Genomic DNA, 18,737 nt, shown 5'->3' with positions numbered 1-18,737 from the left:
CTCCCGGGCCGGGCTGTCACCGCTGTGTGCTGACCCTGTGGCCTGTCTGTGAGTTCGGCTGCGCCGCCGGAGCCGTGGCGGTGAGGGCGGCGGAGGCGGTGGGTACGGCGCAGACGCCGGGGCCCGCCGGGTCGGCCAGGGGGAGCAGGACCTCGAAGGAGGTGTGGCCGGGGGCGCTGCGGACGCCGACGTGGCCGCCGTGGGCCGAGACGACGGCGGCCACGATGGCCAGGCCGAGGCCCGTGGAGCCCGCCGAGCGGGAGCGGGAGGCGTCGCCGCGGGCGAAGCGCTCGAAGACGTGGGGCAGCAGCTCGGGCGGGATGCCGGGGCCGTCGTCCTCGACCCGGAGCCGGACGGCGGATGTTTCACGTGAAACATGGGCCGTGACGGTGGTGCCGGGCGGGGTGTGGGTCCGGGCGTTGGCCAGCAGGTTCACCAGCACTTGCTGGATCCGGGCCGGGTCGGCGCGGACGGGCGCCGGATCCGCGGGGAGTTCCAGGCGCCAGTGGTGGTCCTGGCCGGCGGCCCGGGCATCGCTGACGGCGTCCACGACCAGCGGGGCCAGATCGGTGTCGCAGGTGGACAGCGGGCGGCCCGCGTCGAGCCGGGCCAGCAACAGCAGGTCCTCCACCAGACCGGTCATCCGGGTGGCTTCGGACTCGATGCGGCCCAGGGCGTGCCGGGTGTCGGGGCCCGGCTCCTCGCGGCCCCGGCGGGTCAGTTCGGCGTAGCCGCGGATGGAGGCCAGCGGGGTGCGCAGCTCGTGGCTGGCGTCGGCGACGAACTGGCGGACCCGGGTCTCGCTCTGCTGGCGTGCGGTCAGGGCCGAGGAGACGTGGCCCAGCATCCGGTTGAGGGCGGCGCCGACCTGCCCGACCTCGGTACGGGGATCGGCCTCGGCGTCGGGGACCCGCTCGTGGAGGGCGGGCTCGCCGCTGTGCAGGGTGAGTTCGGAGACCCGGGTGGCGGTGGCGGCGACCCGGCGCAGCGGGCGCAGGGCGACGCCGACCAGGACCTGTCCGGCGAGGGAGGCCGCGATGAGCCCTGCGAGGGTGACGAAGACCTCCACCGCGATCAGGGTGTGCACGGTGGAATCGACCTCGGTGAGCGGGAAGCCGAGCACGATGCTCGCGTCGGGCGACGTCAGCACCCGGTAGCCGCCGAGGCCGGGCAGCTGCAGTTCGACCGGGTCGCCGGGACGGCCGTCGGCGGCTTTGTGGGCGGCCCCGGCGAGGACGGAGACCTGGGCCGGGGTGAGGGGCGGGTGGCCGCCGGACCCGGATCCGCCGAGGGCGGCACTGCGTTCGCTGCGGACGCTGTCGACGGTCTTGCCCGTGCTGTCGAGGCGGACCCCGACGGCCCCCAGTGGGGAGCCGGGTCCCATGACGACGCCGAGGTTGTTCTCCCGGGGGAACTTGCCCGCGCCCGGGCGGCTCGCCATCTCGACGGAGACGCGCAGCTGTTCGTCGACCTTGTCGACCAGGTACGAGCGCAGCGCGACGGTGGTGACGGTGCTGATGGCCGCGCCGACGACGGCGATGAGGGCCACCGCCGAGACGACCAGCCGGGTCCGCAGCGACCAGGGCCGCCGGCTCCACCGGGGGCGGCGGGGGCCGGAGGGACGCCCGGGGCGGCCCGGCCGGCGGGGACGGCGGGTGCGCGCGGGTGCTCGTACGTCCCCGGCTCCCGGTTCGGCCGCCTCGCGCGCACGGCGCTCCGGCCGGGGCTCGCCGGCCGCCACTAGTCGGCCGGCTTGATCAGGTAGCCCGCGCCGCGGCGGGTGTGGATCATCGGCGGGAGGCCTGTTCCGGCCTCCAGCTTGCGCCGCAGGTAGGAGATGTACAGCTCGACGACGTTGGCCTGGCCGCCGAAGTCGTACGACCACACGCGGTCCAGGATCTGCGCCTTGCTCAGCACCCGGCGCGGGTTGCGCATCAGGTAGCGCAGCAGCTCGAACTCGGTCGCGGTCAGGTGGACGTCCTGACCGCCCCGGATCACCTCGTGGCTGTCCTCGTCGAGCCGCAGGTCGCCGACCTCCAGGACCGACCCGCCGCGTGCGGCCTGCGCCGCGCCGGAGCGCCGGACCAGGCCGCGCAGCCGGGCGACGACCTCCTCCAGGCTGAAGGGCTTGGTGACGTAGTCGTCGCCGCCGGCCGTCAGGCCCGCGATGCGGTCCTCGACCGAGTCCTTCGCGGTCAGGAACAGCACGGGGACGTGCGGGAGCTCCCGCCGCAGGCGGCCCAGGACGGCCAGCCCGTCCATGTCGGGGAGCATGATGTCGAGCAGGACGACGTCGGGCCGGAACTCCCGCGCCGCACGCACCGCGCCCGCGCCGTCGCCCGCGCTGCGGACCTCGCAGCCCTCGTAGCGCAGGGCCATCGAGAGCAGCTCCGAGAGAGCGGCCTCGTCGTCCACGACGAGGACCCGGCACGGGCTGCCGTCCGGCCGCACGAGGGCCGTGTGGCTGCCGGTGGACGTGGACGCGTGGGAAGTGGTCGTCGCAGTCATGGGTACACGCTGGCCGACGCCCGTGAGAGCGCTCTTTCCTGAACCTGTGAATTCCCTGAGAAACCCCTCCCGCCCCTCAGGTCAGGCGGAAGAGCCGGGCTCCGTTGTCGTGGCAGACGGCGCGCAGCCAGGCGTCGCCGAGGCCGAGCCGTTCCAGGGCGTCGAGCTGGTGCTCGTAGGGGTAGGGGATGTTCGGGAAGTCGGTGCCCAGCAGGATCCGGTCGCCGAGGTCGGCGAGCCGGCCGCGGTCCTGCGGCGGGAAGCCGCTGAACTGCTCCGAGAAGTCGGTGAAGGCCATGGTGGTGTCGAGGCGGACCTCGGAGTACCGGTCGGCGAGGTCGAGGAAGTCCGCGTACTCCGGCATCCCCATGTGCGCGACGATCAGCGGCAGCCGGGGGTGGCGGGCCAGCAGCCGGGCGATCGGCTCGGGTCCGGTGTGCTTCCCCGGGACGGGCCCCGAACCGCAGTGCACGACCGTCGGGATCCCGGCCTCGGCGAGGAGCCCCCAGACCGGGTCGAGCCGGTCGTCGGTGGGGTCGTACCCGCCCACCTGGAGGTGGGCCTTGAAGATCCGGGCCCCCGCCGCGACGGCCTGGCCGACGTACTCCCGTACCCCGTCCTCGGGGAAGAAGGTCGCGGTGTGCAGGCAGTCGGGGGTGCGGGCGGCGAAATCGGCGGACCAGGAGTTGAGCCAGGCGGCCATGGCCGGCTTGTGCGGGTAGAGCATGGCGGTGAAGGCCCGGACCCCGAACTCCCGGAGCAGAGCGACCCGCTGCTCCTCCTCGTGCCGGTAGGTGATGGGCCATTCGACGCCGGTCAGCGGACCGACCGCGTCGAAGTAGTCCCACACCTTGTCCAGGACCCGCTCGGGCATGAAGTGGGTGTGTACGTCGACCAGTCCGGGGATCCCGAGCCGTTCCCGGAACGCCCGGACGACCTCAGCCGTCTTCGCGGACAAAGCCGTGGCTCCGCTCGACCGTCGCGATGTGCAGCGTGTAGCTCTCGTACCAGTCGGCGCGGCCCTGCTTCATCGCCGCCTGGTGCTCCATCTCCTGGCGCCAGAGGGCGAGGGACTCGTGGTCGCGGAAGTAGGCCACGGTGATGCCCAGCCCGCCGGGCGTCCGCGCGGACTCGTAGCCGAGGAAGCCCGGGTTGCCGCTGACGAGCTCGGTCATCCGGTCGAGCGTCTCGGGGTATCCACCGTCCTCGGGGGTCCGGACGCTGGTGAACACACTGATGACATAGGGCGGTTCGAAGGCCTGTACGGGCTTGATGGTCATGCCCACCACCCTCTGCGGCCGGCGCCCGGCATGTCCACCGGAAAACGGCCCGGACGGTCAAAGGGATCCAAGTTTTGACCTTGCCCCGTCACTCGCCCGACCGGGTCAGAACAGCCCGTCCTGCGCGGCGGTGTCCCGTCCGGTGCTCGGGATCCCCGCCACGGGCACATCGGTGACATCGCCCTCCCCGGGCGCCACCAGCTCCCATCCCGCGAGCAGCCGGGTGTCCACCACCAGCCCGTCGGCGAAGTGCAGATCGGGCCCTGCCGCCCCGACGAGCAGCCCGGCGACGGTCCCCCCGGGCACCATCTCGGTGATCACCCGGGCAGGGGCGGGCAGGGTACCGAGCCCGAACGCTCCCGCGTGGTCGGTCACCTCGCACTCCAGCCTCTCCAGCGACTCCGGCCACCCCTCCAGCGCGGCCGCCCGTGCGTGAAGGGCCGAGACCTCCGCCGCCCGCTCGGGCCCCGGCGGCACCTCTCCCCGCACGGACCGCTTACGGGCATAGGCGATCCTGTCGGGCACTCCGAGCGCGGCCCGCAGCAGCTCCTCGGTCCGTCGGGTGGCCATCAGCGGACCGCGCCCCAGCCAGGCCCAGGCCACCGCCCCTTGCTCCAGCAGCCGGACGGACCCGCGCTCCTCAGCGGTGATGCCCACCTTGACCAGTCCGGCCCCGAACCAGGCGAGGTACACCCGGTAGGTACGCGGATCACCGGCGTTGGTGTCGGCCGCCACCGAGAAGGAACGGTCCAGGCCGGCGCACTCGGGGCACTGGGCGTTCCCGGCCCGGCCGGGCACGGTCCGCTCCGTCGGGCACGGCGTCCGCCGCCCGGCCCTGCGGATGCCGAGGCAGTGGCGCTCTCCCCGGGCGGCGAAGGCGAGCGGCTGCCCGTACGCGAGGACGCTGGCGCGCTCTCCCTGCCCCGGTCCCCGCCCGTACCAGCCCATGGCGGGCCGGCCGTCATTCCACCGGAGGCCGGTGCACCACCAGGTCACAGGGGGAGCGGTCGCTCGAAGAAGGTCTCCAGGACGACGGTGGCCTGCGTCCCGCTGACACCGTCGATGGCGTAGAGCCGGCGCAGGACGTCCTGCAGCTGCTCGGTGGTGGCCGTGCGGACCTTGACCATGACCGAGGCGCTACCGGCGATGATGTGCGCCTCCTGGATCTCCGCGATGGCCTCGAAGGCGGCCCGCGAGTCGCCCATCCAGGCCGTGGAGTCGACCATCACGTAGGCCAGCACCCCGATGCCGACGGCCGCCGGATCCACCTCGACCGTGGTCCGCCGGATGACCCCGCGCTCGCGCAGCTTGCGCACGCGCTCGTGGGTGGCGCCCGCCGAGAGCCCGACGGAGGCCGCCAGCGCCGCGTACGGCCGGCCCGCGTCCTCCTGGAGGCGCTGGATCAGCGCCCGGTCGATGTCGTCCACCGAACTTCCTCCCACGTCCCTGCAACCCTCGCGGAGACGCTACCTGATCCTGCATTCACCCCCCGCGACCGAACGGAGTTCGGCTCCTCCCCCGCCTCCGGTGGCCCGGCTAGCGGGCGACGAACTGGGTCAGGATCGCCTGGACCTCATAGATGTCGACGCCCTTCGTAAAGGTCTTCGCTATCGGCACCGAGCTCCCGGAGAGCCATATCTTCAGCTCCGCGTCCAGGTCGAAATGGCCGGCGGTCTCCACGGAGAAGTGCGTGATGCTCCGGTAGGGAATCGAGTGGTACTCCACCTTCTTCCCGGTGAGCCCCTGCTTGTCGATGAGCACGAGCCGCCGGTCGGTGAACAGGATCGTGTCGCGGATCAGCAGATACGCGGCGTGCACCTGCTCCCCCTGCCCCAGCAGCCGCGCGTACTCGCGATGTGCCGACGCCGGATCCACGGCGTGCGCGTTCCCGAACAGTCCCATGTGAGCTCCCCCTGCTTTCCCGGTGACCTCTCCCGTTGAGTCGATCTCCAAGAAACCGTAGGCGGGCCGTGCGTCACCCCGCGTCCCCCGCCAGAGCCATCTCACCCCGTGGCTCCCCGGAGCCAGGCCTCATCACTGAGGAGGAGAAAACAGGAAGAAGGACAACGCCACCCTCGATGTCCTCACTGAACGGCCCCGAGCCCCGGCAACCCGCACGCCGCCCGCCGCCCGCTTGAGCCCGACCAGCGCCGGGGAGACGTGATGGGTCCCAGCTTCTGAAGCGGTTGCCGTACCTCGCCGCTGCTTTACGGCGGAAACGCCAGAGGGCCCGGACTTTCGTCCGGGCCCTCTGGGCTGCTGTGCACTCGGCAGGATTCGAACCTGCAACCTTCTGATCCGTAGTCAGATGCTCTATCCGTTAAGCTACGAGTGCTTGTCCGCCGGGGTTTTGCGCCCCGTTGGCCTTGCGAGAACAACAATACATGGACCTCGCCGGGACGCGAAATCCATTAGCCCCACCCACTCTGACCTGCGGAAACGGCTCGGAAGAAGATCATCCACTTGGATGCCGGAGCGTCCCCGGCGCGCGTCTGCGCGGGCAGATCCCAGGCAGATCGCGGGCGGATCCCAGACAGACCCCCGAGAGACCCCCGAGAGATCCCCGGCAGATCCCGCACCCTCCCGGACCCCGAACGCACCGAAGCCCCGGTCCGCAAGGACCGGGGCTTCGTGAAGTGCGGAGGCGGAGGGATTTGAACCCTCGATGGGGGGTAAGCCCCAAACCGCATTAGCAGTGCGGCGCCATAGACCGGACTAGGCGACGCCTCCAGCACACCCTCGCGTACGAAGGTGCGTGCAGATGATGACACAGGCCAGGGGCCGGTCACCAATCCGCTCCCACGGTACAAGGAGGGCGGCCCGCAGAGCAAAGCCTTAAGCACCCCCGTGTGCGGAACGTCGGCGCCGGCTCGTCGTTGGTCTGTCGTACGACGTACGGACGACCTGGAGTTCCCCATGCTGCGTCTCGCCGCTTTCGCCGTCGCCTCCGCTCTGGCCGCAGGGGCGGCAGGCCCCCTGCCCCCGCTGCCGCCGCTCGGCCGGCTGCTGTCCGCCCCCTCCCCCGACCGGCTCACCATCGTCGTGGCCGACACGGGCAACCCGCTGGCCGACGGCGAGTACCGGCTGGAGTGCGACCCGCCCGGCGGGAACCACCCGCGGGCCGAGGACGCCTGCGCCCGCCTCGAAGCCCTCGGGCGCGAGGGGAAGGACCCCTTCGCCCCCGAGCCCAAGAACCAGCTGTGCACCATGCAGGACGGCGGCCGCGCCACCGCCCGGATCACCGGAACCTGGCACGGCCACAGGGTGGAGTCCCGGTTCCGCCGGGCGAACGGATGCGAGATCCGCCGGTGGAACGACTTGGAACCTGTGCTTCCAGGTGGGCGTTCCTGACCTGGGAGGATGCGCCGGTCGGGCGTTATGCGCCGGGCATCCGCCCCCTCATCGGGAGCCCGTGCGCTTAGACTCCTCCCGTGACATGCCGGTAGTTGTGGTCAGGGAGGAAGCTCGTCGTGAGCAGCAGGCCATCCCGAGGCGCTGCTCGCCTCGCAGCAATACTCGACGCTCTTCCGGACGCGCTGTTGCTCGTCAACGCCAACGGCACGGTCGTCAACGCGAATTCGATCGCCCTTGAGGTCATGGAGAGCCCCGGTACGGGGCTCGTCGGCCGGGGCGTGCTCGACCTCCTGCCCGATTTCGACTCCAAGCTGATCCCCGGCTCCATGCGCCGGCCCGGCGAGGACGAGGGCGGCCGTGCCCGCCCGAAACGGATGGTGGCGCGCCGCACCGACGGCAGCGAGTTCCCCGTCGAGGTCACCGCCGCCCATCTCGACGGCCGTGACGCCTACCGCGAGCCGCAGCCCTCGTACACCGGCGACGAGCTACTGATGCTCGTCGTACGGGACCTCTCGCAGACGGTGGACACCGAGGCCGAGCTGGCCCGCTCCCAGCGTCAGACCGAGATGATCCTGCGCGCCGCCGCCGAGGGCGTCGTCGGCACGGACACCGACGGCAGGGTCGTGCTGGTCAATCCGGCCGCCGCCCAGATCCTCGGCTACCGCGCCACCGACCTCGGCAACCGCGAACTGCACGGGCTGGTCCAGCACTCGCGCGCCGACGGTTCGCCGTTCCCGTTCGAGGAGTCCCCGCTCGCCGACACCCTGCGCAGCGGACGCAAGCACCGGGTCCGCGGCCAGGTGCTGTGGAACAAGGCCGGGCAGCCCGTCGCCGTGGACCTGACCACCTCTCCCGTACGGGACGGGGAGCAGCTCGTCGGCGCCGTCATGACCTTCACCGACCGGCGCTCCTACGACGCCTTGGCCGCGCGCCACGCCCAGCTGCTGTCCGTCCTCGGCGACTCCCTGCGCGGGCCGCTGGAGGAGCTGCGCGGGGAGCTGGCCACGCTGGCCGCCGACGACGCGGGACAGCTGTGGCCCGAGGCCAACCAACTGCTGCACCACCTGGCCGCCGGCTACTCCCGGATGACCACGCTGGTCGACAACGTGCTCGCCTTCCAGCGCCTCGACGCGGGCGGCGAGAAGCTCGACAAGAAGAAGGTGCTGATCGACGGGGTCGTCGCGGCCGGCGTCGACGGAGCGGTCGAGCTCATCGGCCCCGGGCGGGCGCAGTTCGCCGTGCACGCCCCGACCATCGAGGCCGAGGTGGACGCGGAGCGGATCGCGACCGCCCTCGCCCATCTGGTCGCGGACGTCGCCGGGGTGGACGCCACCGGCAAGACCCGTCAGGGCAGCGGGTACACGGACTCGACGATCGTGGTGGCCGCCGCGCAGCGCGGCGAGGTCGTACGGATCGAGGTGCGCGGCCCGTACGAGGGCGGCAACCCGGTGCACGAGCCGATCGTGCGGGGCATCGTGGAGGCGCACGGCGGTGTGCTGCAGACGGTGGAGGTGCCGGGCGCTCCCGGCGGGGCGTACGTACTGGAGCTGCCGCTGGGTGCGGGAGCCGGGACGGTCACCCTGCCCGAGCCCGTGGAGGCTCCCCCGGCCGCTCCCGGGAGCGAGGGCGGCCCGGGGCAGGTCTCCGGCGGCCGGCGCGCCCGGCGCGGTGTGGACGCGTTCCTCGACGACGACGCAGATGCCGACAAGGGGGCCGACAGCGGCTCCGGCGCCGGCACCGATGTGGCGAAGACGGGTCAGGACTCCGACGGCGGGAGCGCGCTCGCGCTGCCGTCCGGTCGGCGCCGGGGCGGCGAGGCCGGGGCGGTTGCCCGGCCCGGCGACGGGGCTCCCGCGGAGCTCGCCCAGTCCCCCGTGAACCCGGCGGGCCTGGGCGGTGGCAGCGGCACGGGGCGGCGCCGCGGCCAGAACGGCGACGGCAGCGGCGGTGGCGACTCCAGCGGCGGCAACGACCGTCCGGGCGGCCCCGGGCGGCCCGTGCCCCCGCAGGGGACCCAGATGCCCGCGCTCCCGCCCGTGCCGGTGGCTCCCGTGCCGGTGCCGCCGTTCCCCGGGCTTCCCGTTCCGCTGACGGAGCACCCCGCCGGGCGGCGGCGTGCGCTGGGCGCGGCGGGACCGGCGCAGCCGGCCGGCCCGGTCCCGGCGACCGGGCTCGGGCCGACGCCCGCGCCGATGCCTGCTCCGATGCCCACTCCGATGCCCGCGCCCCCGGCCTCCCCCGCCCCCGTACGGCCCATCGCCCCCGAGGGCGGCTTCGCGCTGCCCGCCGGGCCGACGCCGGCTCCGCAGCCGCCGCGGGCCCCCGCCGAGGCCGACTCCGACGCCGAAGCCGCCGGCGGGCGGCGCGGGCGCCGGGTGCTGAGCGCGCCCGGCACCGAATCCGAGGGCGCCGAAGCCGCCGCCGGGCGGCCGGACGCGGGCGCGCAGGGCCCCGTAGGACCCGTAGGCCCCGAGACGCATCCCACCGGGCGGCGGCGTGCGCTGCCCGCCACACCGGCCTGGCCGGTTCCGGCGGCCCGTACCGCCCCCGAGGACTCGGACGGCAGCGGGCAGATCGCCGTACCCGGAGCCCGGCAGTCGCAGGACGCCCCCGCGGAGGCCGCCGGGGCGCCGATCAGCGTCCGCGCGCTGGGCAGCCTCGGCCAGGGCGGCGGGGCCGGCGACACGAACGGCTCCGGCCGGCGGCGCCGGCTCGCGGAGCCCGCCCCCGAGGGCCGTGCCTTCGCCATAGGAGCACCCGAGGCGGGCTCCGCCGAGGGCCCCGAGCCGCTGGACGGGCCCGGTGGCGCCGTCGAGGTGGTCAACCGGGCCGTGCCCCGTCCCGTGGACGACGAGCTGCCCCCCGAGCCTCTGGACAACCCGCGCCGGCTCCTGGTCTGGCCGGCTCCGGACGCGCAGACGCAGGCCGCGCTCAGCGACCGCGGCTACCGGCCGGTGATCGTGCACTCCCGCGAGGAGGTCGACGCGCAGATCGCCGCGTTCCCCGCCGCGCTGTTCGTGGACCCGCTGACCGGGCCGATCACCCGGACCGCCCTGCAGTCGCTGCGCCAGGCCGCGGTGGCCGCCGAGGTGCCCGTACTGGTCACGGCCGGGCTGGGGCACGCCACGCGCGAGGCCGCGTACGGCGCCGATCCGGCCGTGCTCCTGAAGGCGCTCGCGCCGCGCGACAGCGAGCAACACCCCTCCCGGGTGCTGCTGATCGAGGAGCACGACGAGATCGCGACCGCGCTGACCGCCGCCCTGGAGCGGCGCGGCATGCAGGTCGCGCGGGCCGACGCCGATACGGACGCCGTGGAGCTGGCGACCCGGATGCGGCCGAACCTGGTGGTGATGGACCTGATGCAGGTGCGCCGCCGCAGGGCCGGGATCGTGGACTGGCTGCGCGCCAACGGGCAGTTGAACCACACCCCGCTGGTCGTCTACACGGCCACCGGGATCGAGCCGGCCGAACTGCCCAAGCTGGCCTCGGGCGAGAGCGTGCTGTTCCTCGCCGAGCGGTCCACCTCGGCCGACGTTCAGGGCCGCATCGTGGACCTGCTGGCCAAGATCGGCACCAACTAGTCATTCTGGCCGCATGGCCATCATCGACACGAGCGAGCAGACCGTCCCCGCCGACAACGGGGAGGTCAGCCTGCTCATCGCGCGACAGGTCGATCCGGGCCACGAGGAGAACTTCGAGGCCTGGGCCCACGGGATCCTGGAGACGGCCTCGGCCTTTCCCGACCACCTGGGGTACGGGCTGTTCCGCCCGGCCGTGGAGGGCGGGCCCTGGTTCCTGGTGCACCGGTTCCGCAACCACGCGGCCTTCCAGCGGTGGCAGGACTCGGCCGAGCGCGCCGCCTGGTTCTCCAACTGCCTCGGGCACCACCACACCGAGATAGCCCGGCGCGAACTGCACGGCATGGAGACCTGGTTCGCGAAGCCGGGTACGGCCCGGCCCGCGCCGCCGCGGTGGAAGATGGCGATCAGCTCGGGGCTGGCCATCTTCCCGATCTCGCTCGCGGGCAACGCGCTGCTCGGGCCGTACCTGGTGAACCTGAACTTCGTGCTGCGGACGGCCGCCTTCGCCGTCGTCTTCAGCACCCTGATGACCTACGTGGCCATGCCGGCGATCAGCAAGCTGCTGCGGCCCTGGCTCACGCGCGGGCAGTAGCCCCGGCGGACCGTGACCCCGGTGGGGCTCAGTCGAGCTTGGTGACGTCGAGGGTGCCTTCCGCGTACTGCTTGCGGATCACCTTCTTGTCGAACTTGCCGACGCTCGTCTTCGGCACGGCCTCGACGAACGCCCAGCGCTCCGGCAGCTGCCACTTGGCGATCGACTCACCGAGGAAGGCGCGCAGCCCCGCGTAGTCCACGGTGGCCCCCTCCTTCAGGACCACGGTGGCCAGCGGGCGCTCGTCCCACTTCTCGTCGGGAACGGCGACGACCGCCGCCTCGGCGACCTCGGGATGGGCCATCAGCGCGTTCTCCAGGTCCACGCTGGAGATCCATTCGCCGCCGGACTTGATGACGTCCTTGGCCCGGTCCGTGAGGGTGAGGAAGCCGTCGGTGCTGATCACGCCGACGTCGCCGGTCTTGAGCCAGCCGTCCGCGCTGAACTTGTCCTCGGGGCGGGTCGGCTCGCCGCCCGCGCCGCCGTAGTAGGAGCTCGCGATCCAGCTCCCGCGGACCTCCAGCTCGCCCGCCGACTCGCCGTCCCAGGGCAGGATGTCTCCGCCGGGGCCGACCAGGCGGGCCTCGACGCCCGCCGGGAAGCGGCCCTGGGTGATGCGGTACGGCCACTCCTCCTCGGGGGTCAGACCGGCCGGCGGGTGGGCCATGGTGCCCAGCGGCGAGGTCTCGGTCATCCCCCAGGCGTGGTTGAGGCGCACGCCGAGCTTGTCGTAGGCCTCCATCAGGGCCGGCGGACACGCCGCGCCGCCGATGGTGACCTGCTTCATCGAGGTCAGGTCGCGCGGGTTCGCGGTGACCTCGGCGAGCAGCCCCTGCCAGAGGGTGGGGACGGCCGCGGCGTGCGTGGGCTTCTCCCGCTCGATCATGTCGGCGAGCGGGGCGGGCTGCAGGAAGCGGTCCGGCATCAGCATGTTGATGCCGGTCATGAAGGTGGCGTGCGGCAGGCCCCAGGCGTTGACGTGGAACTGCGGAACGACGACGAGGGAGGTGTCCTTGTCGGTCAGGCCCATCGACTCGGCCATGTTCACCTGCATCGAGTGCAGATAGATGGACCGGTGGGAGTAGATGACGCCCTTCGGGTCCCCGGTGGTGCCGGAGGTGTAGCACATGGCCGCGGCCTGGCGCTCGTCCAGCTCGGGCCAGTCGTAGGTGTCCGGGCGGCCCGCGAGGAGCTCCTCGTACTCGTGCACGCGCACGCCGAGGCCCTCTAGGGCGGAGCGGTCGCCGATGCCCGCGACCACGACGTGCTCGATGGTCGGCAGGTGCGGCAGGAGCGGGACGAGCAAGGGCAGCAGGGTGCCGTTGACCAGGACGACCTTGTCGGCCGCGTGGTTGACGATGAAGACCAGCTGCTCGGGAGGGAGCCGCAGGTTCAGCGTGTGCAGGACGGCGCCCATGGAGGGGATCGCGAAGTACGCCTCGACGTGCTCGGCGTTGTTCCACATCAGGGTTGCTACGCGGTCGTCCTGCTGGACGCCCAGCTCGTCGCGCAGGGCGTTGGCCAGGCGCGTGGCACGGGTCCCGATCTCGGCGAAGCTGCGGCGGTGCGGCTCGGCCTCCCCGGTCCAGGTCGTGACCTGGGACTTCCCGTGGATCGTCATCCCGTGCTGCAGTATGCGGGTGACGAGGAGTGGTACGTCCTGCATGGTGCTCAGCAAAGCGTCCTCCCGGTGAGCGCTGCGGCGCTGCGGCGGCTACGGATGCTGCGATTCTGCGCACGTACCGCTCGGTCTGTCACTACCCAAGAGTAGAAAACGGGGCCCGATGTTTCACGTGAAACATCGGGCGGGTGGCGCCGGGCTCGCCTTGACTCAGCGGACGGGCGTCAGTTCCGGGTCTTCGCGGAGCTTGACCAGCGCCCGGGAAACGGCGCTCTTGACGGTGCCCACGGAGACTCCGAGCAGCTCGGCGGTCTGGGCCTCGCTCATGTCCTCGTAGTAGCGCAGGACGACCATCGCCCGCTGCCGGTCGGGCAGCCGGGTCACCGCGCGCCACATGGCGTCGCGCAGCGCCTGTGCCTCGGCGGGGTCGGCGGCCGGCGGCTCGTCGGCCTCGGGTAGCTCGTCGCAGACGAACTCGTCGACCTTGCGCTTGCGCCACTGGCTCGTGCGGGTGTTCACCAGGGCCCGGCGGACGTAGCCGTCCAGGGCGCGGTGGTCCTCGATGCGGTCCCACGCGACGTACGTCTTGGCAAGCGCCGTCTGGAGCAGGTCCTCGGCGTCGCAGGGGTTGGCGGTGAGCGAGCGCGCGGTGCGCATCAGGACCGTGCCGCGGGTCCGGACGTACGCCGAGAACGACGGGTACGGCGTCGGATTCGAGGCGAGCGTGCACACAGGCGTGGTCATGCCTCCACGCTAGGAGCGGCGCGGCCCCACCGGATCGGCCGCAAGTGCCGAAGCGGGATCCCCCTCAGGTTGTAGGGGTGGGGCCCGCCCCACCTCCTGAAGGTGGAGGAGGCGTGGCTTCCGCGGGGCTTCTACAAGGGACGGATCAGACGTCCGCGCCCAGGATCAGCCCGGAGGTCGGGACCCCGGTACCGGCGGTGACCAGAGCGTGGGCGGCGCCCGAGACCTGGTTGACGGAGGTTCCGCGCAGCTGGCGGACCGCCTCGGCGATGCCGTTCATGCCGTGCAGGTACGCCTCCCCGAGCTGGCCACCGTGGGTGTTGAGCGGCAGCGCGTCCGCGGCCACGAAATCGGCCGCCTCCCCCGGAGCGCAGAAGCCGAACTCCTCCAGCTGCATCAGCACGAACGGCGTGAAGTGGTCGTAGAGGATGCCGACGTCGATGTCCGAGGGACGCAGTCCACTGGTCCGCCACAGCTGGCGGGCGACCACGTCCATCTCCGGCAGCCCGGTGAGGCCGTCCCGGTAGAAGGAGGACATGGCCTCTTGGCGGCGGCCCGCGCCCTGTGCCGCCGCCGTGATCACGGCGGGCTTCTGCCGCAGGTCACGGGCTCGTTCGGCGGTGGTGACGACGATGGCCTGGCCGCCGTCCGTCTCCTGGCAGCAGTCGAGCAGCCGCAGCGGCTCGACGATCCAGCGCGAGGCGGCGTGGTCGGCGAGGGTGATGGGCTTGCCGTAGAAGTACGCGGCCGGATTGTTCGCGGCGTGCCGGCGGTCGGTGACCGCGACGTGGCCGAATGCCTCCGGGGTCAGGTTGTAGGCGTGCAGGTAGCGCTGGGCCGTCATGGCCACCCAGGAGGCAGGGGTGAGCAGCCCCCAGGGCAGGGACCAGCCGAGCGCCGCGCCCTCCGCCGAGGGTTCGCGCTGCTGGACGCCGGAGCCGAAGCGGCGGCCGGAGCGCTCGTTGAAGGCGCGGTAGCAGACCACGACCTCCGCGACCCCGGTGGCGACGGCGAGGGCGGCCTGCTGGACGGTGGCGCAGGCGGCGCCGCCGCCGTAGTGGATGCGGGAGAAGAAGGAGAGGTCCCCGATGCCGGCCGCCTGGGCGACGGTGATCTCGGGACTCGTGTCCATCGTGAAGGTGACCATGCCGTCCACGTCGGCAGGGGTGAGCCCGGCGTCGTCGAGGGCCGCGTGCACGGCCTCGACGGCCAGCTTGAGCTCACTGCGGCCGGAGTCCTTGGAGAACTCGGTGGCGCCGATGCCTGCGATGGCGGCGCGGCCGCCGAGCTGGTCACGGGTGCGGACGCTCATGCCGTGCCCTCCGGGGTGCCGGGGGTGGCCGGAGTGCCGGGGGCATCCGGGCCGTTCGCCGTCGTGTCCAGCGTGACGGTGACCGTGCCCGTGACGTGGTGACCGATGCTGTTGGCGCCGATCACGCGGATCTCGGCGGTGTCCCCGTCGAGGGCGGTGACGGTGCCGGTCAGCGTCATGGTGTCGCCCGGGTGGTTCGGGGCACCGAGGCGGATCGCGACCTTGCGCAGGACCGCGCGCGGGCCGAGGTGGTCGGTGATGTACCGGCCGACCAGACCGTTGGTCGTCAGGATGTTCATGAAGATGTCCGGGGAGCCCTTCTCCCGCGCGAGCACCGCGTCGTGGTGCACGTCCTGGTAGTCGCGGGAGGCGATCGCGCCCGCGACGATCAGGGTGCGGCTGACCGGTATCTCCAGCGGCGGCAGTGTGTCGCCGATGTTCATGCCTCGTCCCCCTCGGGCGTGTCTTCGGACAGGACCGCGCCGAGCTCGGCCAGCAGTTCGCTGCCGCAGCCCAGGTACGCGTCGAGCTGGCGTCCCCACAGGAAGTGCCGGTGGACGGGGTGGTCGAGGTCGGCGCCCATGCCGCCGTGCAGGTGCTGGCCCGCGTGGACGACCCGTTTGCCCGCTTCCGAGGCCCACCAGGCCGCCGTCAGCGCGTGCTCGCCCGCCGGGAGGCCCTCGTCCACGCGCCAGGCCGCCTCGTACGCGGTGACCCGTATCGCCTCGGTGTCCATGTAGGCGTCGGCCGCGCGCAGCATGACGCCCTGGTTGGTGGAGAGCGGCCGGCCGAACTGCTCGCGGGTGGAGGTGTACTCCACGGCGCGCGCCAGCGAGCCCGCGCAGACTCCCGCCTGGAGACCGGCGAAGGCGGTCCGGGCGACGGCCAGTACGTCCGCGTAGGCGCCATCCCCGCCGACCCGTTCCGCCTCGGCGGCGGTCAGCGTCAGGCTCCCGGCCGACCAGGGAGCGGTGGTCTCCACCGGCTCCGTACGCACCCCGGGCACGTCCGTCCGTACGAGCCACAGGGCTCCGGCCCGGTCCGGGACCAGGACGTGCGTGGCCTCCCGGAGCCAGGGCACAGCGGGAGCGCAGCCGGTGAGGAGGCCCTCCGGCGAAGCGGTGATCCGCCCCCGGTCCGGGAAGGCCCCCGTGGCGACCGCGTCGCCGGAGCCGAGCGCGGGGAGCAGCCGGGCACGCTGCTCGTCGGTGCCGTGCCGGGTCAGGGCGAGGATCCCGTACACGCACGTGGCGGCGTACGGGACCTGCGCGGTCGTGCGGCCCTGTTCCTCCAGCAGGAGCACCAGGCCGAGCAGGCCGACGTCCTCGACGGCGGCGGTCAGCCCGGCGCTGGTGAGGGCCTTCCACAGTTCGGCGTCACTGCCGGTGCCGGCGGCGCCGAGGCGGTCGTGGGTGGCGAGGTCGCCGAAGATCTGGGCGGCGAGTCCGGCCGCGGCGGCCTGTTCCTCGGTGGGGTGGAAGTCCATCAGGCTTCGCTCCCCCGGAAGACGGGCAGTTCCAGTTCCTCGTCCACGCGCAGGAACTCCAGGCGCACGGGCAGCCCGATGCGGACCTTGTCGTACGGGACTCCGGTGATGTTGCTGACCATGCGGACCCCTTCGGCGAGTTCGACGAGAGCCACCGCGTAGGGCGGGTCGAAGGCGGGGAAGGGCGGGTGGTGCATGACGACGTACGAGAACACCGTGCCGGCGCCGGACGCCTCGACCGTGTCCCAGTCCGGGCTCCCGCAGGTGTTGCAGCCGGGGAGCCAGGGGAAGCGGAGGGTCGCGCAGGCGGTGCAGCGCTGGATCAGGAGCTTGTGCTCGCGGACGCCGTCCCAGAAGCCCTGGTTGTCGCGGTTGATCACGGGGCGGGGGCGCTGGGCGGGCTTGGCGGGGGCCGGCTTGGCGGTGAGGGGCTGGGCCGTGGCGGGCTTGGCCGTCGCGGGGTTCTTCGACTCGGCGGGCTGCTCCGCCCCGGTGGCCTTCTTCGCCGCCGGAACGTACTTGAGGATCCGGAAGCGGTGGGTCCCGGCGAGTTCGCCGTTCGCGCGGACGTCCATGCGGGTGGTCACGAAGTGGCCGGTGCCCAGCTTGGTCGTCTTGCGCGGGGACACGGACTCGATGACGGCGTCGAAGGTGATCGCGTCGCCGGGACGCAGCGGCCTCAGGTACTCCTGCTCGCAGTCGGTGGCGACGACGGAGGTGCAGCCGGCGCCGTCGAGCAGCGTGAGGAGCTCGTCGTAGGCCGAGGAGCGGTCGGAGTGTCCGGAGAGCCCGCCCATCGTCCATGCCTGGAGCATGGTGGGCGGGGCGATGGCGTCCGGCCCTGTGTAGGCGGGGTTGGCATCGCCCATCGCCTCGCACCAGTGGCGGATCATCGGCTGGTTGACCGCGTCCTTGCCCTGGCCGGCGGTGGCGGCGGGCTGCCCTTCGAAGGACGTGAGCAGGGTGTGGAAGCGTGCTGCTTCCGCCTCCGCTTCCGCAGCCGCTTGCGCCGCCGCGTCCGCCTCCGATGTCGTCTCCGCTTTCGTCTCCGCTCCTGCTGCTCCGGTGGCGGGCGTGGCGGTCATCGCTTCCTTCCCTTCATACCGAGCCGCATCATGGCGACGATCTCCCGTTGGACCTCGCTGACGCCGCCCCCGAAGGTGTTGATCTGGGCGGCCCTGTTCATCCGCTCCAGCTCCCCGCCCGCGAAGACCGCGGGGCCCGATCCCCGGATGAGCGCCTCCTCCCCCACCACCTCCTGGCAGATCCGGTACACCTCGACGGTGGACTCGGTGCCCAGGAACTTCACCCCGCTCGCGTCGCCCGGAGCCAGGGTCCCGGCGCCGACGTCCTGGACCAGGCGCCAGTTGAGGAGGCGTACGGCGGCGAGGCGCGCGTGGGCCTCGGCGAGCCGCGACTGGATCCAGGGGCGGTCGGCGGGGCGGTCTCCGGTGACCGGGTCGGGGGTGCGGGCGTGGTCGAGCGCGCCCTGGTAGAAGTCCTCGGCCTGCATGCCGATGGCGGCGAGGGCGACGCGCTCGTGGTTGAGCTGGTTGGTGATCAGGCCCCAGCCGCCGTGCTCGGGGCCGACGAGGTTCCCGGCGGGCACGCGGATGGAGTCGTAGTACGTGGCGGTCGTGGTCAGCCCGCCGACGGTGTCGATCGGGGTCCAGGAGAAGCCGGCGTCGTCGGTGGGCACCAGGATGATGGAGATTCCCTTGTGCTTGGGAGCCTCCGGGTCGGTGCGGCAGGCGAGCCAGATCCAGTCGGCGTTCTGGGCGTTGGAGGTGAATATCTTCTGGCCGTCGATCAGCCAGCCCCCGTCGTCCCGGACGGCCCGGGTGCGCAGGGAGGCGAGGTCGGTGCCGGCCTCGGGCTCGGAGTAGCCGATGGCGAAGACGAGTTCGCCCTTGAGGATCCGGGGCAGGAAGTAGTCCTTCTGCTCCTGCGTCCCGTACTTCATCAGGGTCGGGCCGACGGTGTTGAGGGTGACCATCGAGACGGGGGCACCGGCCCGGTAGGCCTCGTCGAAGAACACGAACTGCTCGTCCGGTCCGCGGCCCTGGCCTCCGTACTCGACGGGCCAGCCGAGGCCGAGGAGTCCGTCGGCGCCTATCCGGCGCAGTAGTGCGCGCTGCTCGGCGGGGTCCTCGGGCACCCCGTCCGGCAGCAGGTTTCCGAAGTACTCCCGCAGCTCGGCGCGGAGCCGCAACTGGCCTTCGGTCGGGGCGAGGTGCACGGCGCTGGCCTCCCGGCATC

The 18,737-nt window shown here is 72.7% G+C and carries 17 protein-coding genes and 2 tRNA genes; 3 read left to right on the top strand and 16 right to left on the bottom strand.

Going from position 1 to position 18,737, the window contains the following annotated elements; all coding sequences use genetic code 11:
* Positions 1-16 precede the first annotated feature (16 nt).
* From OHA37_RS19715 to OHA37_RS19675, 9 genes are all read right to left on the bottom strand, one after another.
* On the bottom strand, positions 17-1,741 hold the full coding sequence (locus OHA37_RS19715) for a sensor histidine kinase (RefSeq protein ID WP_323182345.1): 1,725 nt from the start codon (positions 1,739-1,741) through the stop codon (positions 17-19).
* A complete protein-coding gene (locus OHA37_RS19710; protein ID WP_323182344.1) occupies positions 1,741-2,508 on the bottom strand; it encodes a response regulator transcription factor in 768 nt (255 codons plus the stop codon). Before OHA37_RS19710 ends, OHA37_RS19715 begins: the two co-directional genes overlap by 1 nt.
* A 76-nt stretch (positions 2,509-2,584) precedes the next feature.
* Positions 2,585-3,466 carry an amidohydrolase family protein gene (locus tag OHA37_RS19705; RefSeq protein WP_266907044.1) on the bottom strand — a complete coding sequence of 294 codons (882 nt, stop codon included), beginning with the start codon at positions 3,464-3,466 and terminating at the stop codon, positions 2,585-2,587.
* The gene (locus OHA37_RS19700) at positions 3,447-3,788 is read right to left on the bottom strand and encodes an antibiotic biosynthesis monooxygenase family protein (RefSeq protein WP_266907042.1); all 342 of its coding nucleotides are present in this window, start codon (positions 3,786-3,788) and stop codon (positions 3,447-3,449) included. Before OHA37_RS19700 ends, OHA37_RS19705 begins: the two co-directional genes overlap by 20 nt.
* A gap of 105 nt (positions 3,789-3,893) precedes the next feature.
* The gene (locus tag OHA37_RS19695; RefSeq protein ID WP_266907040.1) at positions 3,894-4,736 is read right to left on the bottom strand and encodes a DUF2797 domain-containing protein; all 843 of its coding nucleotides are present in this window, start codon (positions 4,734-4,736) and stop codon (positions 3,894-3,896) included.
* Between the two features lie 44 nt (positions 4,737-4,780).
* Positions 4,781-5,215, bottom strand: coding sequence for an Lrp/AsnC family transcriptional regulator (locus tag OHA37_RS19690; RefSeq protein ID WP_266907038.1), 435 nt, complete (start codon positions 5,213-5,215; stop codon positions 4,781-4,783).
* 109 nt (positions 5,216-5,324) lie between these two features.
* Entirely contained in the window at positions 5,325-5,690 is a 366-nt protein-coding gene (locus OHA37_RS19685; protein ID WP_243341815.1) for a PH domain-containing protein, read from the bottom strand.
* A gap of 360 nt (positions 5,691-6,050) precedes the next feature.
* Positions 6,051-6,123 (bottom strand) — tRNA-Arg (locus OHA37_RS19680).
* 304 nt (positions 6,124-6,427) lie between these two features.
* Positions 6,428-6,518, bottom strand: a tRNA-Ser gene (locus tag OHA37_RS19675).
* 186 nt (positions 6,519-6,704) lie between these two features.
* Between OHA37_RS19675 and OHA37_RS19670 the strand changes: the two genes are divergently transcribed.
* The 3 genes from OHA37_RS19670 to OHA37_RS19660 all read left to right on the top strand — a co-directional run bounded on the left by OHA37_RS19670 (position 6,705) and on the right by OHA37_RS19660 (position 11,315).
* Entirely contained in the window at positions 6,705-7,139 is a 435-nt protein-coding gene (locus OHA37_RS19670; RefSeq protein WP_266907034.1) for an SSI family serine proteinase inhibitor, read from the top strand.
* Positions 7,140-7,258: 119 nt separating this feature from the next.
* Entirely contained in the window at positions 7,259-10,723 is a 3,465-nt protein-coding gene (locus OHA37_RS19665; protein ID WP_266907032.1) for a response regulator, read from the top strand.
* 13 nt (positions 10,724-10,736) lie between these two features.
* A complete protein-coding gene (locus OHA37_RS19660; RefSeq protein WP_266907030.1) occupies positions 10,737-11,315 on the top strand; it encodes an antibiotic biosynthesis monooxygenase in 579 nt (192 codons plus the stop codon).
* A 28-nt stretch (positions 11,316-11,343) separates the two neighbouring features.
* Here OHA37_RS19660 and OHA37_RS19655 read toward each other — a convergent pair whose 3' ends face one another.
* From OHA37_RS19655 to OHA37_RS19625, 7 genes are all read right to left on the bottom strand, one after another.
* Complete coding sequence (locus tag OHA37_RS19655; RefSeq protein ID WP_266907028.1) at positions 11,344-12,993, bottom strand: long-chain fatty acid--CoA ligase; 1,650 nt, start codon at positions 12,991-12,993, stop codon at positions 11,344-11,346.
* A gap of 153 nt (positions 12,994-13,146) precedes the next feature.
* Positions 13,147-13,680, bottom strand: a complete 534-nt coding sequence (locus tag OHA37_RS19650; protein WP_266907026.1) for a SigE family RNA polymerase sigma factor — start codon at positions 13,678-13,680, stop codon at positions 13,147-13,149.
* Between the two features lie 145 nt (positions 13,681-13,825).
* A complete protein-coding gene (locus OHA37_RS19645; protein ID WP_266907024.1) occupies positions 13,826-14,992 on the bottom strand; it encodes a lipid-transfer protein in 1,167 nt (388 codons plus the stop codon).
* On the bottom strand, positions 14,989-15,435 hold the full coding sequence (locus OHA37_RS19640; RefSeq protein ID WP_266907022.1) for a MaoC family dehydratase: 447 nt from the start codon (positions 15,433-15,435) through the stop codon (positions 14,989-14,991). The genes OHA37_RS19645 and OHA37_RS19640 overlap by 4 nt, the downstream gene beginning before the upstream one ends.
* Complete coding sequence (locus OHA37_RS19635) at positions 15,432-16,478, bottom strand: acyl-CoA dehydrogenase family protein (RefSeq protein WP_266907020.1); 1,047 nt, start codon at positions 16,476-16,478, stop codon at positions 15,432-15,434. Before OHA37_RS19635 ends, OHA37_RS19640 begins: the two co-directional genes overlap by 4 nt.
* The gene (locus OHA37_RS19630; protein ID WP_266907018.1) at positions 16,478-17,563 is read right to left on the bottom strand and encodes a bifunctional MaoC family dehydratase N-terminal/OB-fold nucleic acid binding domain-containing protein; all 1,086 of its coding nucleotides are present in this window, start codon (positions 17,561-17,563) and stop codon (positions 16,478-16,480) included. Before OHA37_RS19630 ends, OHA37_RS19635 begins: the two co-directional genes overlap by 1 nt.
* Positions 17,560-18,717 carry an acyl-CoA dehydrogenase family protein gene (locus OHA37_RS19625; RefSeq protein WP_266907016.1) on the bottom strand — a complete coding sequence of 386 codons (1,158 nt, stop codon included), beginning with the start codon at positions 18,715-18,717 and terminating at the stop codon, positions 17,560-17,562. Before OHA37_RS19625 ends, OHA37_RS19630 begins: the two co-directional genes overlap by 4 nt.
* Between the last annotated feature and the right edge of the window lie 20 nt (positions 18,718-18,737).

It is taken from the genome of Streptomyces sp. NBC_00335 (assembly GCF_036127095.1).
Lineage (GTDB): Bacteria > Actinomycetota > Actinomycetes > Streptomycetales > Streptomycetaceae > Streptomyces.
Note: the sequence above shows the minus strand (reverse complement) of the source record. Positions and strands in the feature narration are given on the sequence as shown.

Bases quoted from the DNA above. Each gene is read 5' to 3' on its own strand.
- OHA37_RS19710 (WP_323182344.1), bottom strand. From the start codon at position 2,508: ATGACTGCGACGACCACTTCCCACGCGTCCACGTCCACCGGCAGCCAC.
- OHA37_RS19700 (WP_266907042.1), bottom strand. From the start codon at position 3,788: ATGACCATCAAGCCCGTACAGGCCTTCGAACCGCCCTATGTCATCAGT.
- OHA37_RS19695 (WP_266907040.1), bottom strand. From the start codon at position 4,736: ATGGGCTGGTACGGGCGGGGACCGGGGCAGGGAGAGCGCGCCAGCGTC.
- OHA37_RS19685 (WP_243341815.1), bottom strand. From the start codon at position 5,690: ATGGGACTGTTCGGGAACGCGCACGCCGTGGATCCGGCGTCGGCACAT.
- OHA37_RS19670 (WP_266907034.1), top strand. From the start codon at position 6,705: ATGCTGCGTCTCGCCGCTTTCGCCGTCGCCTCCGCTCTGGCCGCAGGG.
- OHA37_RS19660 (WP_266907030.1), top strand. From the start codon at position 10,737: ATGGCCATCATCGACACGAGCGAGCAGACCGTCCCCGCCGACAACGGG.
- OHA37_RS19650 (WP_266907026.1), bottom strand. From the start codon at position 13,680: ATGACCACGCCTGTGTGCACGCTCGCCTCGAATCCGACGCCGTACCCG.
- OHA37_RS19645 (WP_266907024.1), bottom strand. From the start codon at position 14,992: ATGAGCGTCCGCACCCGTGACCAGCTCGGCGGCCGCGCCGCCATCGCA.
- OHA37_RS19640 (WP_266907022.1), bottom strand. From the start codon at position 15,435: ATGAACATCGGCGACACACTGCCGCCGCTGGAGATACCGGTCAGCCGC.
- OHA37_RS19635 (WP_266907020.1), bottom strand. From the start codon at position 16,478: ATGGACTTCCACCCCACCGAGGAACAGGCCGCCGCGGCCGGACTCGCC.
- OHA37_RS19630 (WP_266907018.1), bottom strand. From the start codon at position 17,563: ATGACCGCCACGCCCGCCACCGGAGCAGCAGGAGCGGAGACGAAAGCG.